Consider the following 17,453-nt stretch of genomic DNA (forward strand, 5'->3'; position numbering starts at 1 on the left):
TCATGGCAAAGGGCAAGTTCGAGCGCACCAAGCCCCACGTGAACGTGGGCACGATTGGTCACGTGGACCACGGCAAGACGACGCTGACGGCGGCGCTGACGAAGGTCGGTGCGGAGCGTTTCGGCGGTGAATTCAAGGCCTACGACGCGATCGACGCGGCGCCGGAAGAAAAGGCGCGCGGCATCACGATCTCGACGGCGCACGTGGAATACGAATCGCCGTCGCGCCACTACGCGCACGTGGACTGCCCGGGCCACGCCGACTACGTGAAGAACATGATCACGGGTGCGGCGCAGATGGACGGCGCGATCCTGGTGTGCTCGGCCGCTGACGGTCCGATGCCGCAGACGCGCGAGCACATCCTGCTGTCGCGCCAGGTGGGCGTGCCGTACATCGTCGTATTCCTGAACAAGGCCGACATGGTGGACGACGCCGAGCTGCTCGAGCTGGTCGAGATGGAAGTGCGCGAACTGCTGTCGAAGTACGACTTCCCGGGCGACGACACCCCGATCATCAAGGGTTCGGCGAAGCTGGCGCTGGAAGGCGACCAGTCGGAAATCGGCGTGCCGGCGATCATCTCGCTGGTGGACGCGCTGGACACGTACATTCCGGAGCCGCAGCGCGCGATCGACCAGCCGTTCCTGATGCCGGTGGAAGACGTGTTCTCGATCTCGGGCCGCGGCACCGTGGTGACCGGTCGTATCGAGCGCGGCATCATCAAGGTCGGTGACGAAATCGAAGTGGTCGGCATCCGTCCGACGCAGAAGACGACCGTGACCGGCGTGGAAATGTTCCGCAAGCTGCTGGACCAGGGTCAGGCGGGCGACAACGCCGGTCTGCTGCTGCGCGGTCTGAAGCGCGACGACGTGGAGCGTGGTCAGGTGCTGGCGAAGCCGGGCACGATCACTCCGCACACGGACTTCGAGGCTGAGGTGTACGTGCTGTCGAAGGACGAGGGTGGCCGTCATACCCCGTTCTTCAAGGGCTACCGTCCGCAGTTCTACTTCCGCACCACCGACGTGACCGGCGCGATCCAGCTGCCGGAGGGCGTGGAGATGGTGATGCCGGGCGACAACATCAAGATGACGGTGACGCTGATCCACCCGATCGCGATGGACCAGGGTCTGCGCTTCGCGATTCGCGAAGGCGGCCGTACGGTCGGCGCCGGCGTGGTGGCCAAGGTCATCAAGTAATACCCGCGGGGTTCGGGAGTTGGGGCTAGCGGCGCGGCAAGCGCTTCCTGGCTCCAAACCCCGAATCCCGATTTCCGTTTCAGATACGCCAGTAGCTCAATTGGCAGAGCAGCGGTCTCCAAAACCGCAGGTTGGGGGTTCGAGTCCCTCCTGGCGTGCCATCTTCCCGAGGTTAGACGACGGGTGGCGGTGTACCGGAGGCTTTCCGTTCCGGTTGCCGATGACATCCGCAGGCTGCGCATGAATACCAAGGCAGAACAGTCCAGGGGCACGACCGCCGCCGATGTCGGCAAGTTGGTGCTGGCCGCCGTGATCCTGGTGGCCGGCATCGTCGCGTATTCGTGGTTCGGCAACGACGCCAGCGTGCCGCCGGTGGTGCGCCTGCTCGGCGTGCTGGCGGCGCTGGTGATCGCGCTGGCGATCGCCGCGTTCACTGCGCTGGGGCGTCGCGTGCGGCATTTCATCGCCGAATCGCAGTTCGAGATGCGCAAGGTGGTCTGGCCCACGCGCGACGAGACGATCAAGACCACCGGCATCATCATCGTCGTGGTCATCGTGCTCGCCCTGCTGCTGGGCCTGATCGATCTGTTCCTGAAGGCAGTCATACTCGACTGGCTGTTGAAGCTTTGAGGCCTAAGCCATGAGCAAGCGTTGGTATGTGGTGCACGCCTATTCGGGCTTCGAGAACCAGGTTCGGCGGGCGCTTTCCGAGCGCATCCAACGCGCCGGCATGGAAGAGAAGTTCGGCGAAGTGCTGGTGCCCACCGAGGAAGTGATCGAGATGCGGGGCGGCCAGAAGCGCCGCAGCGACCGCAAGTTCTTCCCCGGCTACGTGCTGGTGCAGATCGAGACCAATACCGAAGGCAAGGCGCCGCGCATCGACGACGAATGCTGGCACCTGGTCAAGGAAACCCCCAAGGTGATGGGCTTCATCGGCGGTACCGCCGATCGTCCGCTGCCGATCCGCGACAGCGAGGCCGACGTCATCCTGAGCCGCGTGCGCGAAGGCGTGGAAAAGCCCAAGCCCAAGGTGCTGTTCGAGCCGGGCGAGATGGTTCGCGTCACCGACGGCCCGTTCAACGACTTCAACGGCGTGGTCGAGGAAGTCAACTACGAGAAGAGCCGCCTGCGCGTGGCGGTGCTGATCTTCGGCCGTTCCACCCCGGTGGAACTGGAGTTCGGCCAGGTCGAGAAGGCCTGAGGCAAGTCGCTGCCCCGGCACGGGGCTTGCTAGGAAGCTGGTCAATCTTTATACTGCACGGTTCCCGCCGGGGTCTTTCGACCCGGCGTGTCCGTGTTTCAACGAATCCGCGGGATGCGGATTCCCCTCTAAACCAAGGACGTTGCATGGCGAGGAGCCGCAAGGCGCCTGAACTCGCGAGGAAAATCCAATGGCAAAGAAAGTAGTCGGCTACATCAAGCTGCAGGTCAAGGCCGGTCAGGCCAATCCCAGCCCGCCGGTCGGTCCGGCGCTGGGTCAGCGCGGCCTGAACATCATGGAATTCTGCAAGGCGTTCAACGCCGCCACGCAGAAGATGGAGCCGGGTCTTCCGATCCCGGTCATCATCACCGCGTACTCGGACCGCAGCTTCACCTTCATCACCAAGACCCCGCCCGCCACCGTGCTGATCAAGAAGGCCACCGGCGTTGCCAAGGGTTCTTCCAAGCCGAACACCGACAAGGTCGGCAAGATCACCCGCAAGCAGCTGGAAGACGTTGCGAAGCAGAAGGAGCCGGATCTGACGGCTGCTGATCTGGACGCCGCGGTGCGCACCATTGCCGGTAGCGCGCGCAGCATGGGCCTGGTGGTGGAGGGTTAAGACATGGCAAAGATCACCAAGCGTATGAAGGCCGCCCAGGCCGCTGTGCAGCCGGGCAAGGTCTACGGTCTCGAAGAGGCCCTGAAGATCGTCAAGGACAACGCCAAGGCGAAGTTCGCGGAATCCGTCGACGTGGCCGTGCGCCTCGGCATCGACGCCAAGAAGTCGGACCAGGGCGTGCGCGGTTCCTCGCTGCTGCCGCACGGCACCGGCAAGACCGTCAAGGTCGCCGTGTTCGTGCCGGCCGGTGAGAAGGCCGAGGCCGCCAAGGCCGCCGGTGCCGACGCCGTCGGTATGGACGACCTGGCCGAGCGCATGCAGGCCGGCGACCTCGACTTCGGTCGCGTGATCGCCACGCCGGACGCGATGCGCGTGGTCGGCAAGCTGGGTCAGCTGCTCGGCCCGCGCGGCCTGATGCCGAACCCGAAGGACGGCTCGGTCACCGCCGACGTCGCCACCGCGGTGAAGAACGCCAAGGCCGGCCAGGTGAAGTTCCGCAACGACAAGGCGGGCATCATCCACGCCACCATCGGCAAGGCCACGTTCGAAGCCTCGCAGCTGGCGGACAACCTCAACGCGCTGGTTGCCGACCTGCTGAAGGCCAAGCCGGCCACGGCCAAGGGCCAGTACCTGCAGAAGGTTGCGCTGTCGTCCACCATGGGCGTTGGCGTTGCCGTCGATACCTCGTCGCTGAGCATCGCGGCCAAGTAAGCAAGTGTTTTCCCCGCGCGGCAACTTGTCGCGCGGGTCGTTTTTGAGGGCAGCCCGGCCGCATGGCCGAGGCAGCCGTCAAAGACCGCAGGCGCGACCAGCGCGCGACGACGACGGGCAGGAAGCTCGCTCATGGCAGGGAATCGCCGTCGTCGCCAAACCGGTCGCTTAATCGGGTGCCCGTCACCTGGCCTGCGCAGATGGTGCCGCCCCCACTGGAATGATTCGTCGTTCTGGAAAGGCCACCACCCGGGACGTTCCGCGTCCCCGACGTCACGGAAGGCGTCGCCCAGGACCGCAAGCGGCAGGAGCCGTGAGCGGAGTTCATTTGGAGGAGTGCAATGGCTCTCAATCTGTCCCAGAAGCAAGAAGTAGTCGCCGAGCTGGCAGAAGTCGCCGCGAAGGCTCACTCCCTGGTCGCTGCCGAGTACGCGGGCACCACGGTCGAACAGATGACCGCGATGCGCAAGAAGGCCCGCGAGACTGGCGTGTTTCTGAAAGTCGCCAAGAACACGCTGGCTTCGCGCGCTGTGGCTGGTACCGAGTTCGAGGTCGTCAAAGACGTCCTGACCGGTCCGCTGCTGTACGCGTTCTCGACCGAGGAGCCCGGCGCTGCCGGTCGCCTGATCAAGGAATTCGCGAAGACCAACGACAAGCTCAAGGCCAAGGTCGTCTCCGTGGAAGGCAAGCTGCTGCCTGCCGCGCACGTAGACGTGCTGGCCTCGTTGCCGACCCGTGAAGAAGCCCTGGCCATGCTGGCCCGCGTGCTTGCCGAGCCCGCTGCGATGTTCGCCCGCGCCATCAAGGCCGTGGCCGACAAGCAGGGCGGTGGCGAAGTCGCCGCGGAAGCCACGGCTGAAGCCTAAGCTCGACGCTTATCCCATTCGAATCAATTTCCAGAGGAAATCAACATGTCCCTGAGCAACGAACAAATCGTTGAAGCCGTCGCCGCCAAGTCGCTGATGGAAGTGATGGAGCTGGTGAAGGCCATCGAAGAGAAGTTTGGCGTGTCCGCCGCTGCCCCGGTCGCCGTGGCTGCTGCCGGTGCCGCTGCCCCGGTTGCCGAAGCGCAGACCGAGTTCGACGTGATCCTGAAGTCCGCCGGCGACAAGAAGGTCGACGTGATCAAGGCCGTCCGCGCCATCACCGGCCTGGGCCTGAAGGAAGCCAAGGACCTCACCGAGTCCGGCGGCGTCCTGAAGGAAGCCGTGTCGAAGGAAGACGCCGACAAGTTCAAGAAGGACCTGGAAGCTGCCGGCGCCACGGTCGAACTGAAGTAATCGGCGCCCTTGCGCGCCGTCAGTCCGACCTAGCGCAAGCCAAGCCTGGGAGCGAAAGCTCCCGGGCTTTGGTCGCTTTAAAGAGCTGCGCGATGGAATCGCGCAGCGGGCCAGGATGGCCCGCCGTGAATCGGGCACTCCTGCCCGATCCAGCGGAGCCCGCCGGAGGTGGGCGAGTCCGAAATAGGCAGGAGCCCATTCCGGATACATCGGGCACGGATGCTTTTGCTTTGGGGTATGGCGACTGAGGACTGGTAGCAAGTCTCCAGCCGCGATCCCCCAGATCCAGCCTTCATCATTTCAGCCGGTGTGTGCACCACCGGCGCCACTGCGAACCGAGGCGTCAACCCATGACCTACTCGTTTACCGAGAAGAAGCGCATCCGCAAGGATTTCGGCAAGCGGCCCCCCGTGCTGGGCGTGCCCAACTTGCTGACCATCCAGACCGACTCCTACCGGGAGTTCCTGCAGGAGCACGTCGCTCCCAAACAGCGCGAGGACAAAGGGCTGCATGCCGCCTTGAAGTCGGTGTTCCCGATCGTGAGCTATTCGGGCAACGCCGCACTGGAATACGTGGACTACCGCCTGGGCGAGCCGGGCTTCGACGAGCGCGAGTGCCGCAACCGCGGTATGACCTTCGGTGCGCCGCTGCGCGTCACCGTGCGCCTGGTGATCTACGACAAGGACAGCCCGGCCTCGAAGAAGGCCGTGAAGTACGTCAAGGAGCAGGAGGTCTACATGGGCGAAATCCCGCTCATGACCGACACCGGCACCTTCATCATCAACGGCACCGAGCGCGTCATCGTCTCGCAGCTGCACCGTTCGCCGGGCGTGTTCTTCGATCACGACCGCGGCAAGACGCACAGCTCGGGCAAGCTGCTGTTCTCGGCCCGCGTCATTCCTTACCGCGGCTCGTGGCTGGACTTCGAGTTCGACCCGAAGGATGCGCTGTTCACCCGTATCGATCGTCGCCGCAAGCTGCCGGTGACCGTGCTGCTGCGCGCGCTGGGCTACACCAACGAAGAGATGCTGGGCATCTTCTTCGAGCACAACGTGTTCCACCTCGGCAAGAAGGGCGGCACCACGCTGGAGCTGGTCGCCGAGCGCCTGCGCGGCGAAACGCTGACCTTCGATCTGGCGATCGGCGGCAAGGTGCTGGTGGAAGCCGGCAAGCGCATCACTGCGCGCCACGTGCGCCAGCTCGCGGCCGAGAACATCACCGCGCTGGAAGTGCCAGACGACTATCCGGTGGGCCGCATTCTCGCCACCGACATCGTCGACGCCAAGACCGGCGAACTGCTGGCCTCGGCCAACGACGAGATCACCGCCGAGCAGTTGGAGAAGTTCCGCAAGGCCGGCATCGAGACGGTGCCGACGCTGTACGTGAACGACCTCGACCGCGGCGCGTACATCTCGCACACCCTGCGCATCGACAACACCCGCACTCCGCTGGAGGCGCTGGTGGAGATCTACCGCATGATGCGTCCGGGCGAGCCGCCGACGAAGGACGCCGCGCAGAACCTGTTCTTCAACCTGTTCTTCACCTTCGACCGCTACGACCTGTCGGCCGTGGGTCGCATGAAGTTCAACCGCCGCGTGGGCCGCAAGGACATCCTGGGCCCCGGCGTGCTGTACGACCACAAGTACTTCGCCGACCGCAAGGAAGAAGAGTGCCAGCGCCTGGTCAAGGCGCAGGGCGAGAGCTCCGACATCCTCGACGTGCTGAAGGTGCTGATCGAGATCAAGAACGGCCACGGCACCGTGGACGACATCGACCACCTCGGCAACCGTCGCGTGCGTTCGGTCGGCGAGATGACCGAGAACACCTTCCGCATCGGCCTGGTGCGCGTGGAGCGTGCGGTGCGCGAGCGCCTGTCGCTGGCCGAGGCCGACGGCCTCACCCCGCAGGACCTGATCAACGCCAAGCCGGTGGCGGCGGCGGTGAAGGAGTTCTTTGGCTCCTCGCAGCTCTCGCAGTTCATGGACCAGAACAACCCGCTGTCGGAAGTGACGCACAAGCGCCGCGTTTCCGCGCTGGGCCCAGGCGGCCTGACGCGCGAGCGCGCGGGCTTCGAAGTGCGCGACGTGCATCCGACCCACTACGGCCGCGTCTGCACCATCGAAACGCCGGAAGGTCCGAACATCGGCCTGATCAACTCGCTCGCCGTGTACGCGCGCACCAACCAGTACGGCTTCCTCGAGACGCCGTACCGCGAAGTGGCGAACGGCAAGGTCACCAACAAGGTGGACTACCTGTCGGCGATCGAAGAAGGCGACCACGTGATCGCGCAGGCGAACTCGCCGCTCGACAAGCACGGCGCCTTCGTCGAAGAGTTCGTGTCCTGCCGCTTCCGCGGCGAGTCCGAGCTGCGTCCGGCGTCCGAAGTCGACTACATGGACGTCTCGCCCATGCAGACCGTGTCGGTCGCCGCCGCGCTGGTGCCGTTCCTCGAGCACGATGACGCGAACCGCGCTCTGATGGGCGCGAACATGCAGCGCCAGGCCGTGCCGACCCTGCGTTCGCAGACCCCGCTGGTGGGCACCGGCATCGAGCGTGCCGTGGCGCGCGATTCCGGCGTCATCACCACCGCCAAGCGCGGCGGCGTGATCGACCAGGTCGACGCGGGCCGCATCGTGGTGCGCGTGACCGAGGACGAGGTGGGCGAGAACGACGCCGGCGTCGACATCTACACGCTGACCAAATACACCCGCTCCAATCAGAACACCAACCTCAACCAGCGTCCGCTGGTGAACGTGGGTGACGTGGTGGCGAAGGGCGACACGCTGGCCGACGGTTCGTCGACCGACCTGGGCGAGCTCGCGCTCGGCCAGAACATGCTGATCGCCTTCATGCCGTGGAACGGCTACAACTTCGAAGACTCGATCCTGCTCTCCGAGCGCGTCGTGCAGGAAGACCGCTACACCTCGATCCACATCGAGGAGCTGGCCTGCGTCGCGCGCGACACCAAGCTGGGCGCCGAAGAAATCACCGCCGACATCCCGAACGTGGGCGAGCAGGCGCTGGCCCGTCTCGACGAGAGCGGCATCGTCTACATCGGCGCCGAAGTGAAGGCGGGCGACATCCTGGTCGGCAAGGTCACGCCGAAGGGCGAGAGCCAGCTGACGCCGGAAGAGAAGCTGCTGCGCGCGATCTTCGGCGAGAAGGCCTCGGACGTGAAGGACAGCTCGCTGCGCGTGCCGCCGGGCATGGACGGCACCGTCATCGACGTGCAGGTGTTCACCCGCGACGGCATCGAGAAGGACAAGCGCGCGCGCCAGATCGAGGAAACCGAGGTCAAGCGCATCCGCAAGGACTTCGACGACCAGTTCCGCATCCTGGAAGGCGCGATCTACAACCGCATGCGCGTTCAGCTCGTCGGCCAGACCGCGGTGAGCGGCCCGGGCGGCCTGAAGCGCGGCGCCGAGATCACCGACGCCTACCTCGACGGCCTGAAGAAGGACGACTGGTTCAAGATCAACGTCAAGGACGAGTCCGTCACCGAGTTCCTGGAGCGCGCGAGCGACCAGGTCAAGCGCCACAGGGAAGAGTTCGACAAGCGCTTCAAGGAGAAGCAGGGCAAGATCACCCAGGGCGACGACCTTGCGCCGGGCGTGCTCAAGATGGTCAAGGTGTTCCTGGCCGTCAAGCGCCGCATCCAGCCGGGCGACAAGATGGCCGGCCGTCACGGCAACAAGGGTGTGGTGTCGAACGTGGTGCCGGTGGAAGACATGCCGCACATGGCCGACGGCACGTCGGTGGACATCTGCCTGAACCCGCTGGGCGTGCCCAGCCGTATGAACATCGGCCAGATTCTCGAAGTGCATCTGGGCTGGGCGGCCAAGGGCCTGGGCAAGAAAATCCAGCAGATGCTGGAGGCGCAGGCCAAGGTCAAGCAGGTCCGCGAGTTCCTGGACCAGATCTACAACCACCACGTCGCAGGCGCGGTGCAGCACGTGGACCTGAAGTCGTTGACCGACGACGAGATCCTGGCGCTGGCCAAGAACCTGCAACAGGGTGTGCCGATGGCCACGCCGGTGTTCGACGGTGCCGACGAGACCGAGATCAAGGCGATGCTGAAGCTGGCGGATCTGCCCGAGTCGGGTCAGACCACGCTGTTCGACGGCCGCACCGGCGAGGCGTTCGATCGACCGGTCACCGTGGGCTACATGCATTACCTGAAGCTCAACCACTTGGTCGACGACAAGATGCACGCGCGCTCCACCGGTCCGTACTCCCTGGTCACCCAGCAGCCGCTGGGCGGCAAGGCGCAGTTCGGCGGCCAGCGCTTCGGCGAAATGGAAGTCTGGGCGCTGGAAGCCTACGGCGCGGCCTACACCCTGCAGGAAATGCTGACGGTGAAGTCCGACGACGTGCAGGGCCGCAACCAGATGTACAAGAACATCGTCGACGGCAACCACGAGATGGCGGCAGGCATGCCGGAATCCTTCAACGTGTTGGTGAAGGAAATCCGCTCGCTCGGCATCGATATCGATCTGGAAGAGGTCAAGTGAGCCTCGGGATCCGGCAGCCGGAATTCCGCGCGGGCAACAGCCGTTGCCGCCGGATTTCCGCTACCGGATCCATGATCCCGCTCATCTGACCACCGGCCCCGTCCAAAGAATTTGCTCCGACCGGAGACTCCCATGAAAGACCTGCTCAACCTGTTCAACCAGCAGCGCGCCACGCCCGAGTTCGACTCGATCAAGATCGCGCTGGCCTCGCCGGAGCTGATCCGCTCCTGGTCCTACGGCGAGGTGAAGAAGCCGGAAACGATCAACTACCGCACCTTCAAGCCCGAGCGCGACGGCCTGTTCTGCGCCGCCATCTTCGGCCCGGTGAAGGACTACGAGTGCCTGTGCGGCAAGTACAAGCGCATGAAGCACCGCGGCGTGGTCTGCGAAAAGTGCGGCACGGAAGTGACGCTGGCCAAGGTGCGCCGCGAGCGCATGGGCCACATCGAACTGGCTTCGCCCACCGCGCACATCTGGTTCCTCAAGTCGCTGCCGTCGCGCATCGGCCTGATGCTGGACATGACCCTGCGCGACATCGAGCGCATCCTGTACTTCGAAGCCTTCGTGGTGATCGATCCGGGTCTGACCGCGCTCGAGCGCGGCCAGCTGCTCAGCGAAGACCAGTACCTCGAGGCCGTGGAAGAACACGGTGACGAGTTCGACGCTCGCATGGGCGCCGAGGCCGTGTACGAGTTGCTGAAGTCGCTGGACCTGCCGGGCGAAGTGATCCGCCTCAAGGAAGAAATCGCTTCGACCAATTCCGAGACCAAGCTGAAGCGCCTCACCAAGCGCGTGAAGCTGATCGAAGCCTTCATCGAATCCGGCAACAAGCCGGAGTGGATGGTGCTGACCGTGCTGCCGGTGCTGCCGCCGGACCTGCGTCCGTTGGTGCCGCTGGACGGTGGCCGTTTCGCCACGTCCGACCTGAATGACCTGTACCGCCGCGTCATCAACCGCAACAACCGCCTGAAGCGACTGCTCGAACTCAACGCGCCCGACATCATCGTGCGCAACGAGAAGCGCATGCTGCAGGAATCGGTGGATGCGCTGCTCGACAACGGCCGCCGCGGTCGTGCCATCACCGGCACGAACAAGCGCGCGCTGAAGTCCCTGGCCGACATGATCAAGGGCAAGCAGGGCCGCTTCCGCCAGAACCTGCTCGGCAAGCGCGTGGACTACTCCGGCCGCTCGGTGATCACCGTGGGTCCGACGCTGCGTCTGCACCAGTGCGGCCTGCCCAAGAAGATGGCGCTGGAGCTGTTCAAGCCCTTCATCTTCGCCAAGCTGCAGGCACGTGGCGAAGCCACCACCATCAAGGCCGCCAAGAAGCTCGTCGAGCGCGAGGAAGGCCAGGTGTGGGACATCCTGGAAGAGGTGATTCGCGAGCATCCGGTGCTGCTGAACCGCGCGCCGACGCTGCACCGCCTGGGCATCCAGGCGTTCGAACCGATCCTGATCGAAGGCAAGGCGATCCAGCTGCATCCGCTGGTGTGTACCGCGTTCAACGCGGACTTCGACGGTGACCAGATGGCCGTGCACGTGCCGCTGTCGATCGAGGCGCAGCTGGAAGCGCGCGCCCTGATGATGTCCACCAACAACATCCTGTCGCCCGCCAACGGCGAGCCGATCATCGTGCCGACGCAGGACGTGGTGCTGGGTCTGTACTACATGACCCGCGAGCTGGTGAATGCGAAGGGCACCGGCATGGCGTTCTCCAGCATCAGCGAAGCGCGCCGCGCCTACGACAACCGTGCGGTCGAGCTGCATGCCAAGGTCAAGGTGCGCATGAAGCAGGTGCACATCGCCGCCGACGGCACTCGCAGCGAGGAGACCAAGCTGGTCGAGACCACCGTGGGTCGCGCGCTGCTCGCCGAGATCCTGCCGGAAGGCCTGCCGTTCCAGCTCGCCAACACCGAGCTGACCAAGAAGGCGATCTCGCGCCTGATCAACGCCAGCTACCGCGGTCTGGGCCTCAAGGAAACGGTGATCTTCGCCGACAAGCTGATGTACACCGGCTACCGTTTTGCGACGCGCGCCGGCATCTCCATCGGCATCGACGACATGAAGATCCCGGCCGAAAAGAAGGCGATCCTCGAGGAAGCCGAGAAGGAAGTCGTCGAGATCCAGCAGCAGTACCAGTCGGGTCTGGTCACCGCCGGCGAGCGCTACAACAAGGTGGTCGACATCTGGTCGCGCACCAACGAACTGGTGGCCAAGGCGATGATCGACGGCATCGGCACCGAGACGGTGACCGACAGCGCGGGCAAGCAGGTCGCCCAGAAGTCGATGAACTCGCTGTACATCATGGCCGACTCCGGTGCGCGTGGTTCGGTGGCGCAGATCCGCCAGCTGGCCGGCATGCGCGGCCTGATGGCCCGCCCGGACGGCTCGATCATCGAGACGCCCATCAAGGCGAACTTCCGCGAAGGCCTGAACGTTCTGCAGTACTTCAACTCCACCCACGGTGCCCGTAAGGGCCTGGCGGATACGGCGCTGAAGACCGCGAACTCCGGTTACCTCACCCGCCGCCTGGTGGACGTGGCGCAGGACGTGGTGATCACCATGGACGACTGCGGCACCGAAGACGGCCTGATCATGCAGCCCATCGTGGAAGGCGGCGACGTGGTCGAGCCGCTGCGCGAGCGCGTGCTGGGCCGCGTGGTGGTCGAGGACGTCTACGCCCCCGGCAACGACGACCAGCCCATCGTCGAGCGCGACACCCTGCTCAACGAAGCGCTGGTTGAGAAGCTGGACAAGGCTGGCGTGCAGTCGATCAAGGTGCGTTCGCCGATCACCTGCGCCGCCAGCCACGGCGTGTGCAAGCTGTGCTACGGCCGCGACTTGGCCCGTGGCCACCTGGTCAACATGGGTGAGGCCGTGGGTGTGGTTGCCGCGCAGTCGATCGGCGAGCCCGGCACCCAGCTGACCATGCGTACCTTCCACATCGGCGGCGCGGCTTCGCGTGCGGCCGCCGTGGACAACGTGACGGTGAAGACCACCGGCACGCTGAAGTTCAACAACATCAAGACCGTGCAGCACGCCCAGGGTCACCTGGTCGCGGTGTCGCGTTCGGGCGAAGTGTCGGTGCTGGACGTCAGCGGCCGCGAGCGCGAGCGCTACAAGGTGCCTTACGGCGCCACCATCGCGGTCAAGGACGGCGATTCGGTCAAGGCTGGCCAGACCGTGGCCAACTGGGATCCGCACACCCATCCGATCGTCTCGGAAGTGGCCGGTACCGTGCGCTTCATCGACTTCATCGATGGCGTCACCGTGCAGAGCCAGACCGACGAGCTGACCGGCCTGGAGTCGGCGGTGGTGACCGATCCGAAGCGCCGTGGTACGGCCGCCAAGGACCTGCGTCCCATCGTGCGCCTGGAAGACGCCAAGGGTCGCGAGCTGAAGCTGCCGGGCACCGACGTGCCGGCGCAGTACATGCTCCCGGCCGGCGCCATCGTGTCGATCCAGAACGGTGCTGCGGTGGGCGTGGGCGACGTGGTTGCGCGTATCCCGCAGGACGCCTCCAAGACCCGCGACATCACCGGCGGTCTGCCGCGCGTGGCCGACCTGTTCGAAGCGCGCAAGCCGAAGGAGCCGGCGATCCTGGCCGAGCGTTCGGGCGTGATCAGCTTCGGCAAGGACACCAAGGGCAAGCAGCGCCTGATCATCAAGGACGTGGACGGCAACGAGCACGAAGAGCTGATTCCGAAATGGCGTCAGGTCATCGTGTTCGAAGGCGAGCACGTCGAGAAGGGCGAAACGGTGGTGGACGGCGAGCCCAGCCCGCACGACATCCTGCGCCTGCTGGGCGTGGAGCCGCTGGCGGCCTACCTGGTCAAGGAAATCCAGGACGTCTACCGCCTGCAGGGCGTGAAGATCAACGACAAGCACATCGAAGCGATCATTCGCCAGATGCTGCGCAAGGTCGAGATCACCGAGCCGGGCGACAGCCACTACCTGCGCGGCGAGCAGGTGGAGCGCGTGCGCATCAACGCCGAGAACGACCGTGCGGAGAGCAAGGGCGAGCGTCGCGCCGACTACCAGTCGGTGCTGCTGGGCATCACCAAGGCCTCGCTGGCCACCGAGTCCTTCATCTCGGCGGCTTCGTTCCAGGAAACCACCCGCGTCCTTACCGAGGCGGCGGTTCGTGGCACGCGCGATACCTTGCGTGGCCTGAAGGAAAATGTTATCGTCGGACGTCTGATTCCCGCGGGTACCGGCTTGGCATACCATGCCTCGCGCCGCAACCAGGGCGGCTTGTCCGCCTCGGATTTCGAGACGCTCTCCGGTGCCGCTTCCGCCGTCTCGTTCGCCGAGGCGCCGGCCGGTGGTGATGGTGGTGCCGAGTAAACCCATGCAGGGTTTTACTCGCTAGACATACGAAATGAGGTGCACGGATGCACCTCGTGTTCGGGTCATGGAAGGCGGGACGCTGGCTTGCCCGTGGCAGGCTGTCCGTGTTATATTCCCGCTTCTTGGCAGACCGAGCTTGTTCGGGCTGCCTTTATGTTTTCAGAATAGGCTACGCATGGCGACTATCAACCAGTTGGTGCGCAAATCCCGCAGCCCGAAGAGCTACAAGAGCGATTCGCCTGCCCTGCAGAACAGCCCGCAACGTCGCGGCGTCTGCACGCGCGTGTACACGACCACCCCGAAGAAGCCGAACTCGGCGTTGCGCAAGGTTGCCAAGGTGCGCCTGACCAACGGTTACGAGGTCATCAGCTACATCGGCGGCGAAGGCCACAACCTGCAGGAGCACTCGGTGGTGCTCATCCGCGGCGGCCGCGTCAAGGATCTCCCCGGCGTGCGCTACCACACGGTGCGCGGCAGCCTCGACTGCGCCGGCGTCACCAAGCGTCGCCAGTCGCGTTCGAAGTACGGCGCCAAGCGCCCGAAAGCCTGAGTCTAGGAATTAACTATGTCGCGTAAAGGTTCCCATCCCGCCCGTGTGGTGCTGCCCGATCCGAAGCACGGTAGCCAGCTGATCGCCCGTTTCATCAATATGGTGATGAAGAGCGGCAAGAAGTCGGTGGCCGAGAGCATCGTCTACGGTGCGCTGGAGCATCTGGGCGAGAAGCACGCCGAGCCGGTGGCTCTGGTCGAGAAGGCGCTGAACAACGTCGCGCCTGCCGTCGAAGTGAAGTCCCGCCGCGTCGGTGGTGCCACCTACCAGGTGCCGGTCGAAGTGCGTCCGGGTCGCCGCATGGCGCTGGCGATGCGCTGGGTGATCGAGGCTGCGCGCAAGCGCGGCGAAACCTCGATGCCGCGCAAGCTGGCTGCCGAGCTGCAGGAAGCTTCCGAGAGCCGTGGCGGCGCCGCCAAGAAGCGCGAGGAAACTCATCGCATGGCGGAAGCCAACAAGGCCTTCTCGCACTACCGCTGGTAATTCAGTGGTAAATGCGCCGCCCGCATGTGCGGGCGGCGTCAAACAAGCCGGCCTCGTGCCGGATTTTTTCATGACTAGTGCGGCTCGGATGGCCGCCGCTGCCCACATCGGGGATGGATCTCCGTCGGATTACGACTATGGCACGCACCACTCCCATCGAGCGCTACCGCAACTTCGGCATCATGGCCCACATCGATGCCGGCAAGACCACGACCACGGAGCGCATCCTGTTCTACACCGGCGTCTCGCACAAGATTGGCGAGGTGCACGACGGTGCGGCCACGATGGACTGGATGGAGCAGGAGCAGGAGCGCGGCATCACCATCACCTCCGCCGCCACCACGGCGTTCTGGAAGGGCATGGATGGTTCGATGGAGCAGCACCGCTTCAACATCATCGACACCCCCGGGCACGTTGACTTCACCATCGAAGTGGAGCGTTCGCTGCGCGTGCTCGACGGCGCGGTGTTCGTGCTGTGCGCGGTCGGTGGCGTGCAGCCGCAGTCCGAGACGGTGTGGCGCCAGGCCAACAAGTACCACGTGCCGCGCCTCGCGTTCGTCAACAAGATGGACCGCACCGGTGCGAACTTCTACAAGGTCGTCGACCAGCTGAAGGCCCGCCTTGGCGCCAACCCGGTGCCGATGGTGGTGCCGATCGGTGCCGAAGACGACTTCGAAGGCGTGGTCGACCTGCTCAAGATGAAGGCGATCATCTGGGACATGCCGTCCCAGGGCATGAAGTTCGAGTACCAGGACATCCCGGCCAATCTTGCGGACAAGGCTGCCGAGGCCCGTTCGTACATGGTCGAGTCCGCGGCTGAGGCCAGCGAAGAGCTGATGAACAAGTACCTGGAAGAGGGCGACCTCTCCGAGGACGACATCATCTCGGGCATGCGTCAGCGCACCCTGGCCAGCGAAATCATCCCGGTCTATTGCGGCACCGCCTTCAAGAACAAGGGCGTGCAGGCGATGCTGGATGCGGTGGTGCACCTGCTGCCGTCGCCGGTGGATCGTCCGCCGGTGGCCGGCATGGACGAGAACGACCAGGAAGCGCACCGCGATGCCAGCGATGCCGCGCCGTTCTCCGCGCTCGCGTTCAAGATCATGACCGATCCGTTCGTCGGTTCGCTGACCTTCTTCCGCGTCTACTCGGGCGTGCTGAATGCCGGCGACGCCGTCTACAACCCGGTGAAGTCGAAGAAAGAGCGCATCGGCCGCATCCTGCAGATGCACGCGAACGATCGTCAGGAACTGAAGGAAGTCCGCGCGGGCGACATCGCTGCCGCGGTCGGCCTGAAGGACGTGACGACCGGCGACACGCTGTGTGCGCAGGACCACGTCATCACTCTGGAGCGCATGACGTTCCCGGAGCCGGTGATCTCGATGGCGGTGGAGCCGAAGACCAAGTCCGACCAGGAAAAGATGGGTATCGCGCTGGGTCGTCTCGCTGCGGAGGATCCGTCCTTCCGCGTGCGCACCGACGAAGAATCCGGCCAGACCATCATCTCGGGCATGGGCGAGCTGCACCTCGACATCATCGTCGACCGCATGAAGCGCGAGTTCAACGTGGAAGCGAACGTGGGCAAGCCGCAGGTGGCTTACCGCGAAACGATCCGCAGCAGCGACGTGAAGTCCGACTACAAGCACGCCAAGCAGTCCGGCGGTAAGGGTCAGTACGGCCACGTGGTGATCGAGATGTCGCCGATCAGCGACGCCGATCGCGCGGACGAGAAGATCTCGGCGCAGATCAAGGACGACTTCCTGTTCATCAACGACATCACCGGTGGCGTGATCCCGAAGGAATTCATCCCCTCGGTCGAAAAGGGTCTGCGCGAAACCATCACCAGCGGTCCGCTGGCCGGCTTCCCGGTGGTGGGCGTCAAGGCGAAGCTGGTGTTCGGCTCCTACCACGACGTCGACTCGTCCGAAATGGCGTTCAAGCTGGCCGCCTCGATGGCGTTCAAGCAGGGCTTCGCGAAGGCCTCGCCGGTGCTGCTCGAGCCGATCATGAAGGTCGAGGTAGTGACGCCGGAAGACTACGTGGGCGACGTGATGGGCGACATGAGCCGTCGTCGCGGCATCCTGCGTGGCCAGGAAGACACGCCGTCGGGCAAGACCGTCGACGCGTTCGTGCCGCTGGGCGAAATGTTCGGCTACGCCACGAGCATCCGCTCGCTGACGCAGGGTCGCGCCACCTTCACGATGGAATTCGACCACTACGCCGAGGCGCCGAACAACATCGCCGAGCAGGTCATCAAGAAGGCGTGATGCTTGTGGCCGCTCCGGCCACAGGCAAATAAGTACAGCGGCTTTTCGGCTTTTGCAGTTTTGTAGAAAACAGTGCGGCCCCGGGTCGCGTAAATCAAACGACGCGGCGCAAGCCGCACTGACAGAAAGCATCATCTAGAGGTCATCATCATGGCAAAGGGCAAGTTCGAGCGCACCAAGCCCCACGTGAACGTGGGCACGATTGGTCACGTGGACCACGGCAAGACGACGCTGACGGCGGCGCTGACGAAGGTCGGTGCGGAGCGTTTCGGCGGTGAATTCAAGGCC

General features: G+C 64.7%; 13 protein-coding genes and 1 tRNA gene. All 14 read left to right on the forward strand.

What is annotated here, in order from left to right; genetic code table 11:
- The first annotated feature begins 2 nt into the window (after positions 1-2).
- A complete protein-coding gene (gene tuf, locus IHE46_RS16455) occupies positions 3-1,193 on the forward strand; it encodes an elongation factor Tu (protein ID WP_192165964.1) in 1,191 nt (396 codons plus the stop codon).
- Positions 1,194-1,278: 85 nt separating this feature from the next.
- Positions 1,279-1,354, forward strand: a tRNA-Trp gene (locus tag IHE46_RS16460).
- A gap of 79 nt (positions 1,355-1,433) precedes the next feature.
- Entirely contained in the window at positions 1,434-1,823 is a 390-nt protein-coding gene (secE, locus tag IHE46_RS16465; protein WP_192165966.1) for a preprotein translocase subunit SecE, read from the forward strand.
- A gap of 10 nt (positions 1,824-1,833) precedes the next feature.
- Positions 1,834-2,394 carry a transcription termination/antitermination protein NusG gene (nusG, locus tag IHE46_RS16470; RefSeq protein ID WP_192165967.1) on the forward strand — a complete coding sequence of 187 codons (561 nt, stop codon included), beginning with the start codon at positions 1,834-1,836 and terminating at the stop codon, positions 2,392-2,394.
- A 190-nt stretch (positions 2,395-2,584) separates the two neighbouring features.
- The gene (gene rplK, locus IHE46_RS16475) at positions 2,585-3,013 is read left to right on the forward strand and encodes a 50S ribosomal protein L11 (protein ID WP_192165969.1); all 429 of its coding nucleotides are present in this window, start codon (positions 2,585-2,587) and stop codon (positions 3,011-3,013) included.
- Between the two features lie 3 nt (positions 3,014-3,016).
- Positions 3,017-3,724, forward strand: coding sequence for a 50S ribosomal protein L1 (gene rplA / locus IHE46_RS16480; RefSeq protein WP_192165981.1), 708 nt, complete (start codon positions 3,017-3,019; stop codon positions 3,722-3,724).
- Between the two features lie 341 nt (positions 3,725-4,065).
- Positions 4,066-4,590, forward strand: coding sequence for a 50S ribosomal protein L10 (gene rplJ / locus IHE46_RS16485; protein ID WP_192165983.1), 525 nt, complete (start codon positions 4,066-4,068; stop codon positions 4,588-4,590).
- A 45-nt stretch (positions 4,591-4,635) separates the two neighbouring features.
- Positions 4,636-5,004, forward strand: a complete 369-nt coding sequence (gene rplL, locus IHE46_RS16490) for a 50S ribosomal protein L7/L12 (protein WP_192165985.1) — start codon at positions 4,636-4,638, stop codon at positions 5,002-5,004.
- A 350-nt stretch (positions 5,005-5,354) separates the two neighbouring features.
- Entirely contained in the window at positions 5,355-9,515 is a 4,161-nt protein-coding gene (rpoB, locus tag IHE46_RS16495) for a DNA-directed RNA polymerase subunit beta (protein ID WP_192165987.1), read from the forward strand.
- A gap of 132 nt (positions 9,516-9,647) precedes the next feature.
- The gene (rpoC, locus tag IHE46_RS16500) at positions 9,648-13,862 is read left to right on the forward strand and encodes a DNA-directed RNA polymerase subunit beta' (RefSeq protein ID WP_192165989.1); all 4,215 of its coding nucleotides are present in this window, start codon (positions 9,648-9,650) and stop codon (positions 13,860-13,862) included.
- A 178-nt stretch (positions 13,863-14,040) separates the two neighbouring features.
- The gene (gene rpsL / locus IHE46_RS16505) at positions 14,041-14,415 is read left to right on the forward strand and encodes a 30S ribosomal protein S12 (protein ID WP_077481292.1); all 375 of its coding nucleotides are present in this window, start codon (positions 14,041-14,043) and stop codon (positions 14,413-14,415) included.
- A 15-nt stretch (positions 14,416-14,430) separates the two neighbouring features.
- The gene (rpsG, locus tag IHE46_RS16510; RefSeq protein WP_192105773.1) at positions 14,431-14,898 is read left to right on the forward strand and encodes a 30S ribosomal protein S7; all 468 of its coding nucleotides are present in this window, start codon (positions 14,431-14,433) and stop codon (positions 14,896-14,898) included.
- Positions 14,899-15,035: 137 nt separating this feature from the next.
- Entirely contained in the window at positions 15,036-17,165 is a 2,130-nt protein-coding gene (gene fusA, locus IHE46_RS16515; protein WP_192165991.1) for an elongation factor G, read from the forward strand.
- Between the two features lie 150 nt (positions 17,166-17,315).
- Positions 17,316-17,453: GTP-binding protein (locus IHE46_RS16520; RefSeq protein ID WP_239536270.1), on the forward strand; the 138-nt coding region annotated here is incomplete at its 3' end.

Origin of the sequence: Rhodanobacter sp. DHG33 (assembly GCF_014843005.1) — a bacterium.
Taxonomy (GTDB): Bacteria; Pseudomonadota; Gammaproteobacteria; order Xanthomonadales; family Rhodanobacteraceae; genus Rhodanobacter_A.

Excerpts from the sequence above, each read along its gene's own strand:
- tuf (WP_192165964.1), top strand. The coding sequence starts at position 3 with ATGGCAAAGGGCAAGTTCGAGCGCACCAAGCCCCACGTGAACGTGGGC.
- rplK (WP_192165969.1), top strand. The coding sequence starts at position 2,585 with ATGGCAAAGAAAGTAGTCGGCTACATCAAGCTGCAGGTCAAGGCCGGT.
- fusA (WP_192165991.1), top strand. The coding sequence starts at position 15,036 with ATGGCACGCACCACTCCCATCGAGCGCTACCGCAACTTCGGCATCATG.
- rpoB (WP_192165987.1), top strand. The coding sequence starts at position 5,355 with ATGACCTACTCGTTTACCGAGAAGAAGCGCATCCGCAAGGATTTCGGC.
- nusG (WP_192165967.1), top strand. The coding sequence starts at position 1,834 with ATGAGCAAGCGTTGGTATGTGGTGCACGCCTATTCGGGCTTCGAGAAC.
- rpoC (WP_192165989.1), top strand. The coding sequence starts at position 9,648 with ATGAAAGACCTGCTCAACCTGTTCAACCAGCAGCGCGCCACGCCCGAG.
- rplJ (WP_192165983.1), top strand. The coding sequence starts at position 4,066 with ATGGCTCTCAATCTGTCCCAGAAGCAAGAAGTAGTCGCCGAGCTGGCA.
- rplL (WP_192165985.1), top strand. The coding sequence starts at position 4,636 with ATGTCCCTGAGCAACGAACAAATCGTTGAAGCCGTCGCCGCCAAGTCG.
- rplA (WP_192165981.1), top strand. The coding sequence starts at position 3,017 with ATGGCAAAGATCACCAAGCGTATGAAGGCCGCCCAGGCCGCTGTGCAG.
- rpsG (WP_192105773.1), top strand. The coding sequence starts at position 14,431 with ATGTCGCGTAAAGGTTCCCATCCCGCCCGTGTGGTGCTGCCCGATCCG.
- rpsL (WP_077481292.1), top strand. The coding sequence starts at position 14,041 with ATGGCGACTATCAACCAGTTGGTGCGCAAATCCCGCAGCCCGAAGAGC.
- secE (WP_192165966.1), top strand. The coding sequence starts at position 1,434 with ATGAATACCAAGGCAGAACAGTCCAGGGGCACGACCGCCGCCGATGTC.